This window comes from Microbulbifer okhotskensis (genome assembly GCF_023895975.1).
In the GTDB taxonomy this organism is placed as follows: Bacteria; Pseudomonadota; Gammaproteobacteria; order Pseudomonadales; family Cellvibrionaceae; genus Microbulbifer; species Microbulbifer okhotskensis.
Map to the genome: position 1 here is coordinate 1 of NZ_JALBWM010000305.1, position 1,027 is coordinate 1,027.

1 protein-coding gene is annotated in these 1,027 nt (G+C 47.2%); it reads right to left on the bottom strand.

All coding sequences use genetic code 11. The features are described 5' to 3' along the window. Window positions 1-18: 18 nt before the first annotated feature. A complete protein-coding gene (locus MO867_RS22215; protein ID WP_252473233.1) occupies window positions 19-939 on the bottom strand; it encodes a hypothetical protein in 921 nt (306 codons plus the stop codon). Between the last annotated feature and the right edge of the window lie 88 nt (window positions 940-1,027).

Sequence of the window (1,027 nt, forward strand, 5' to 3'; positions counted from 1 at the left end):
AGTACATGTCCATGGTTCCTACCCATTTCGCCTCTTAAAACTGTCCGAAGTATTGACATACAAAAGTTCTTGCGCACCCAAGTGAGTGCCGCCATGCATTTTATTAACTACGTAGGCATCGGGTTTTTCGGAAAGAGATTTATTATCCCACTCCATTAACCAGATTTGGTCGTTGTACTTCTTCTCATTATCGGTTCCCTCAACACTGGAGAGGTTGTCCTCAACCTTCATCCAAGTGGTACCATACTCTTCCACGAGGTCTTTCTCGGTGTCGTAGCGATCGCTGGCTTTGTATTCGGTGTTACATAAAACAGCGACTCTGGAGCAGTCTGCACTGGCTGTAATGCCATGTGACTCATAGCACTGTTTAAGAATGGTGGTATTACCGGTTTGGTCAAAGCTGGAGGTTTCAGGGTTGTACTGAAGTTCGTAAACAGAACCATAGGTTGTATTTGATGCGCTTTGACCTTCGGATAATGTGGTGGATACGAACATCCGTGGCTGCTCTGTATCTGTAGCACAAGTTGCCGTGTAGCTACGAATTGGAATATCGATATTTTCCTCATCTTGCTCACTATCTGTTCTGCCGATGTAGTGCGCAAGCTGGTAGACTTCCTGAGCATTGACCATTGCATCAGGCAGGGTGATCTCAGTAGCCGTTATTGTGGCAAATCCCAACTCTGTAGTTGAAACACCTCCAACCGTTACCGTAGATGGATCATTATCAGGAAGAGGTGTGTCATCCCCAGTATCACCTGCCCCACTACCACCTCCTTGATCATCTCCACCCTGGCCACCACCGTCACTGCTGCCGCCATCTCCTGTTGGCGAGGGGGCAGAGTCAGAAGAACCTCCTCCTCCTCCACCACCACAAGCCGCTAGTGCTGCGGTCAATGCCAGTACCAATAGTTTCTTGCTAAATACTTTGTCCATAACCATCTAAGCTATCTTGTTTTTTTGATTTTGATATTAGGCAACACTTCGGACAGTTTCATGCAGCTATAGCCCCATAGTCACTGTACCGCTC